The 6,427-nt window shown below is 58.5% G+C and carries 4 protein-coding genes; all 4 read right to left on the reverse strand.

The annotated features are described in order from the left end of the window. Positions 1 to 15 precede the first annotated feature (15 nt). Positions 16 to 1,131 carry a porin OmpC gene (ompC, locus tag AB1748_RS14150; protein ID WP_111138723.1) on the reverse strand — a complete coding sequence of 372 codons (1,116 nt, stop codon included), beginning with the start codon at positions 1,129 to 1,131 and terminating at the stop codon, positions 16 to 18. Positions 1,132 to 1,731: 600 nt separating this feature from the next. Further along, positions 1,732 to 2,901 carry an HlyD family efflux transporter periplasmic adaptor subunit gene (locus tag AB1748_RS14155; RefSeq protein ID WP_111138722.1) on the reverse strand — a complete coding sequence of 390 codons (1,170 nt, stop codon included), beginning with the start codon at positions 2,899 to 2,901 and terminating at the stop codon, positions 1,732 to 1,734. Further along, entirely contained in the window at positions 2,898 to 5,042 is a 2,145-nt protein-coding gene (locus AB1748_RS14160; RefSeq protein WP_111138721.1) for a type I secretion system permease/ATPase, read from the reverse strand. The genes AB1748_RS14155 and AB1748_RS14160 overlap by 4 nt, the downstream gene beginning before the upstream one ends. Before the next feature lie 16 nt (positions 5,043 to 5,058). After that, entirely contained in the window at positions 5,059 to 6,414 is a 1,356-nt protein-coding gene (locus tag AB1748_RS14165) for a TolC family outer membrane protein (protein ID WP_367395654.1), read from the reverse strand. Between the last annotated feature and the right edge of the window lie 13 nt (positions 6,415 to 6,427).

A 6,427-nucleotide genomic window follows, 5' to 3' on the forward strand; every position in this document is an offset into this window, starting at 1 on the left:
GCGCGCCCTGACAACTCAGAACTGGTAAACCAGGCCCAGCGCCACTACGTCGTCGGTATTGATACCGGCGGCGTCGGTGAACGCGTTGTCGTCCAGCAGGTTGATCTGGTAGTCCACGTAGGTAGACATGTTTTTGTTGAAGTAGTAGGTCGCGCCAACGTCGATATATTTTTTCAGATTCTGTTTGCCCCAGTTCTGAACGTCGGTGCCACGCTGAGTGACATAGGCCAGAGACGGACGCAGGCCGAAGTCGAACTGATACTGTGCCACCACTTCCCAGTTATCCGCTTTATCCGCGTAACCAAAGGCTGAGGAGTTGCTGCTGTCGCCGAAGCGGGTTGCGTTGAGTGAGCGTGAGTACATCGCCGCCAGGTAGACGTTGTTCGCATCATATTTCAGACCGCCAGTGTAGACCTGGGCTTTGTCGCCACGGCCCAGGATGCCGGAGGTGGCGCTGTTCTGGTCGTTGGTACGGTCGGACTGGAAGGTCGCCGCACCAATGCCAAAGCCTGAACCCAGATCATAAGTGGTGCTCAGGCCCCAGCCGTCGCCATTCTGCCCCAGCACGTCACGACCGTTCGGTGACTCGCTGCTGTTGCCATTTTTGCCCTGATACTGCACGGCAAAGTTCCAGCCATCCACCAGGCCGAAGAAGTTGTTGTTGCGGTAGGTCGCCATGCCGTTACCGCGCTGATACATGAAGTTATCCGCGCCATAGGTGTCGCCGCCGAACTCAGGCAGCACGTCGGTCCATGCGCCGATATCATAGGCTACGCCGTAGTTACGACCGTAGTCGAACGAGCCTGCATCACCAAATTTCACCCCGGCAAAGCCGACACGGGTGAAGCTGTTGGCGGTGCCTTCATCTTCAGAGTTGTTCAGAGCCGCCTGGTATTCCCACTGGCCATAGCCGGTCAGCTGATCGCTGACTTCGGTTTCGCCTTTAAAGCCAAAGCGCACGTAGGACTGGTCGCCATCGGCGCTGCTATTGTCAGAGAAGTAGTGCAGGCCATCTACCTTCCCGAACAGGTCCAGTTTATTGCCATCTTTATTATAAATTTCAGCTGCGTTTGCTGATCCTGCTGCCACCAGCAATACAGGGATCATCAGGGAGAGAACGCGACGTTTCATTTTATTACCCTCTGTTATGTGCCTTTTATTATTTGCCACTGCGAGCTGAACGCTTAAAAATTCAGCCGGCAGGCCATTGTTGTTTTATAGCGGGTAATAATCCACCAGGAAAATGCTACGAAATTTCCAAAACTGTTTCATAATGCGAAACAGTTATTTCAGGATGTAATTTTCGGGGAACTTATCATCAGCACAGATCGATAAAAAATGGCGCACGAATCGTTAATCCGGATCCGCAATTATGATTATCAAGGGGTTACACCAGACCATTCCGAAGCACTGAATGATAAAACTTATGTCTCATCCGGGAATAGAATAGCCCCCGCTATCATCATTTATTCCATTATTACCTTCATTCTCCCCGAATGAGATGTACAACTTAATATTTCCCGCCGGACTATTCGTCCGGCTTTTTTTTGCCTGCTCTCCGCCGTTTCGCTATATCTCTGTCAACTTTCTTCACAGGATTAAAATAACCCCACCTTCTTTCCGCACAGATTGATAAATTCCGGCGCTGTCGGGTCGCGTGGTGGTGAAATATCCGCCATGTTAATTTCCCTGCGTAATTAAGCAGGCGGCGATTTCGGGTGCGCCGGATGATCAGCGCTCACGCAGCGATTCTTTGACTTTATTCAGTGGCTTAATCAGATAATCCATGACGGATTTCTGTCCGGTTTTAATCTCCACGTTGGCCACCATGCCGGGCACAATCGGGAATTTTCGGCCTGCACGGTTGGTCAGCTCCGCTTTCTGCGTGCGGACGTAGACGCGATAGTAGTACTGGTCACGTTTCACCTCATCCTGCAGGGTATCTGGCGAGACCGTTTCCACCTCGCCGGGCAGGTCGCCATAGATAGAAGAGTCATAGGCGGTCACTTTGACAATCGCCGCCAGGCCCGGCCGGATAAAGGCGATATCGCGCGGGTTGATGCGCGTCTCGATCAGCAGCTGATCCTCCAGCGGCACGATCTCCATGAGTTTGCCGCCCGGTTCCAGAACGCCCCCCACCGTCGTCACCTGAATATCTTTTACGATACCGCGAACGGGCGAGTAGAGCGTGGCGCGTGTCAGCTGATCCTCTTTACCGGCGGCAACCTGCAACTGCGCATCCAGCTCCGCATTGTTTTTTACCTGCTCTTCATGGGCGCGCACCAGATAGTCGTTGCGCGCCTCATCGATTTTGCCGCGCAGATCGCTGACCTGACGACGCAGACGGATCACCTCTACCTGCCCTGCCGCGCCCTTAGCCACCAGCGGTTCTGTAAGCCGCAGCTCATCCTGGACCAGCCGCAGCGACTGCTGCAGGTTGCTGATGGTTTCCGTAAGGTTGCGACGCCGTGACTCATAGAGCTGGCGTTCACGCTGCACCAGCTGCGGCTCCTTCAGCGTTTCGGCGCTGAAGGTCAGCGGCGTGCCCGCCAGTTCCGCCTCCAGTCGCTCCGAGGAGGCGCGCAGCGTGCGCACTTTAGCCTGCGCCTCACCGAAGTTTGACTGAAAGCGGGTCGGGTCAAGCGTTGCCAGCACCTGCCCTTTCTCAACAATGTCACCTTCGTGCACGTTGAGCTGTTTGACGATGCCGCCATCCAGGCTGTCGATCACCTGTGCGCGACTGGAGGGCGTAACTTTGCCACTGCCGACCGTGACCTCATCGAGTATCGCGAAGTGTGCCCAGATCAGGAAAACCGCCAGCGCGGCGGTGCAGAGCCAGATAATCGCCGAGGTGCGGCGTTCATGACGGGCAAGATCTTTATCCACGATAACCAGACTCATACGCCCTCTCCTTTATTCGTTGATGGCGAGGTCGCCGGCACCGTCGCGCGGCGCAGGATCTCGTCGCGCGGGCCATCGGCCACGATCCGGCCGTTATCCATCACCACAATACGATCGACCATCTTCAGCAGCGCCGGACGGTGCGTGACCAGCAGCAGGGTCCGGCCGCTGATCCAGCCCTGCAGCTGACGGATCACATGCTCCTCAAGCTGCTCATCCATCGCCGCAGTGGGCTCATCAAGCAGCACCACCTGCGGCTGACGCAGGATCATCCTGCTCAGCATCACCATCTGCCGCTGACCGCCCGAGAGGCCGCGCCCGCCTTCATTGATAATCCGATCCAGGCTGGCCGCATCCTGCTGGATCAGCGACAGCGCGCCGCTGATGCGCAGCGCCTGCAGCATCTCCTGCTCGCTGGCATGAGGATTGCCGAGCATCAGATTCTGCCGCAGCGTGCCAAAGAAGAGGCGGGAGTCGTGCGAGAGCCAGCCAAGCTGACGGCGTAAATCGATGGGGTCGATACGCTCAATGTCCACGCCATCGACAATCACTTTGCCCTGGGTCGCCAGCGCCTGACCGGCCAGAATTTTCAGCAGCGTCGATTTGCCCGCCCCGACCTTGCCCAGAATGGCGATCTTCTCGCCGGGCTTAATCTGCAGCTGCTGCACATTCAGCACATTCTTTTCGTTCTCCTCGTCATAGCTGTAATGCACATTGCGCAGATCGTACTGGCCGGTGAGCGTCGGACAGTGGGCCAGGGTCGCCGTGTCCGGCTGATCGAGCGGCTTTTTCAGCAGCTCATCGAGCCCTTTCATCGCCATTTTGGCGTGCTGCCAGCGCGAGAAGACCATGGTGAGCTGCATCAGCGGCGCGATGGTGCGCGAGGAGAGCAGGCTACAGGCGACCAGCGTCCCGGTGGTAATCTGCGAGTCGAGCACCAGATAGACACCAAACACCAGCATTCCTGCGTAGGTCAGCTGCTGTACGGTTGAGGCCCAGCCGGTGAGACGCGCGCCCCAGAGCCGCTGCTGATTACTGATTGAGGCACTGACTTCGTGCGTCTGCTCCCACTGACGCTGGAAGTAGGGTTCGGCCTGCAGCGCCTTGATATCCTCAATGCCTTCGATGGTTTCCACCAGCACCGCATTGCGCAGTGCCCCTTCCCGCAACCCCTCTTTCGCCAGCCGCGCCATCGGGATCTGCACCAGCAGGCCGGGAATGACGATCAGTGGGATCGCCGCCAGCGGGATCAACACCAGCCAGCCGCCCACAAACGACATGATAAACAGGAACAGGATCACAAACGGCAGGTCGGCCGCCGCCCCGACCGTAGTCGAGGTCAGCAGCTCTCGCACCTGGTCAATCTCACGCAGCTGCGAGATAAAGGAGCCAGTCGATTTCGGTCGCGCCTCATTGCGGATGCTCATCGCCCGGGCAAACAGCATAGACGAGACTTTCAGGTCGATGCGTTTCCCCATCAGGTCGGAGACCTGGGTTCGCATCAGCCGGATAAGATATTCAATGGCCGCCGCGATCAGCACACCGACAAACAGTACCCACAGCGTGGATTCCGACTGGGCCGGGATCACCCGGTCATAGACCTGCATCGAAAAGAGGATCCCGGCCAGCGCCAGCACGTTGCTGACCACCGAAGCCAGCGAGATCTCGGTGATGCGCCGTCCCATGCCGCGAAAATTTTTCCAGAACCAGTGCGGTTCATAGGGCTGAATGAACTCGTCGATGCGCGCATCCCGGCCACGCGCGGCCACGCCCACGACACCGACATCACCTCTGGCGCGTGCCAGCAGTTCTGACAGGGGGCTCTCACGCACCACATCGCCGCCTTCACTGAGCCAGTAACGCGCACTCTCATCGGCATCAATTTCCTCCAGCACCGCCACGCTGGCATTCTCCAGCACCAGCACCACCGGCGTGATCTCCTGGCGCCAGCGCAGCGAATCCTGTGGCACCATGGTCAGATGCAGCCCCAGTAGCCCGGAGAGCCGTTCGAGCTGCTGTGCCACTGGCAGATGTTCGAACCAGCGCATCTGCTGACGCAGGGTTTTACCCTCGGCAGGCTTGCCGAATCGCGCGGCCACACGCAGCATGGCGGCGATCCAGTTGTCCGTATTCATACTCATGATTAATGCCTTATCCCTATTGCAGCGAAGGAAGGAGATCGCCGCTGCTTTGCTGGCGATCGATGCCCATGATGTCGAGCAGATTGTCTACGGCGGCGGCATAACGCACGGTCGCATCCCAGCCATCGTAGAGCGCGGTAATGCGTGAGCTGTCAGCCTGAAAGACATCCTGTTCTACGCTGAGCAGATCGTTGAGGCTGCGCTTACTCAGGCGATACTCATCGGCGTAGACATTGCGGGTATGGTCGGCGCTGGCGAGCTGTACTTCCCCGGCCGCCTGTCGCTGCTGTGCGCCGATCATGTCAGCATAGGCCGTCGAGGCGTTCTGATTGATGGCGAGCTTGGCCTGCTGAACCGCGGCCTGAGCCGCCTCACGATCCCCCTCGGCTGACTGGGTTCTGGCATTGACCAGGCCGCCCTGATAAAGCGGGGCTTCCACCTGAAGCTGCACTTCATCGTCCCAGTAGGATTGGCGATCGTTTTCATAACGGGTTCGCCCCGCCTGCACTTTGATGGTCGGCCAGTGGCCCGATTCGGCCTGACGCACCCGCTCACGGGCCGCCTCCTGCTTCGCCTGGGCGCTGCGCACCGCCGCGCTGCTTTCGTAGGCGATCCGGTCGAGGGTGATCTGCTGTTTCAGCAGCGCCTGAGGCAGTTCAGGCAGCGTGGCGGGGACGACGCCGGTCAGCACGGTCAGCTGCGCGGTAGCGGAACGAAGCTGCGCGCGATACTGCTCCACCGTTGCCTGCATAGCGGCGATGCGGGTTTCCGCCTGCAGCACATCTGACTGCGAATTGAGCCCGGCATCAGCGCGCAGTTTTGCAATATCGCGTACCCGCTGCAGCGAGGCGATATTGGTGCGCGCCGTGTCGGCCAGCGCCTGATAGCGTTTGACTTCGAGGTAGGCCTGCAGGGTATCTTCTGCCACGGTCGTCATTGAGTCGAACAACCCATAGCGATAGGCATCCGACAGCGCATGCTGCTCATCGATGGCACTGCCGGTGCGACCAAAGTCATAGAGAAGCTGGCTGAGCGTGATCCCGCCCGAACCGTTGTTGTTCAGGCTGCCAGCGGAGTCGGTCTGATGAGAGCGCCCCGCCGCGCCCTGCAGGGAAATCTGCGGATACCAGGCACTGCGGGCAGCATCCAGATCGCCCTGCCCCACATGGATCTGTGCCGCCGCTTCCGAGATTTTCGGATTGCGGGCGAAGGCACGGAGAATGGCGTCACGCAGCGTTAAGCTGGCAACCTGCTCTTCGCTGGGGGCGGCACGCCAGTTAAATTCGGCTTTAGGTAAGGGTGCGGCCAGTGCCGCAGGAGTGACAACACCACTCAGGGCGTAGAGCAAAAAAGTTAATCGCGCTTTGTTCATTATCCATACCAAC

This window comes from Pantoea sp. Ep11b (assembly GCF_040783975.1).
GTDB lineage: Bacteria > Pseudomonadota > Gammaproteobacteria > Enterobacterales > Enterobacteriaceae > Pantoea.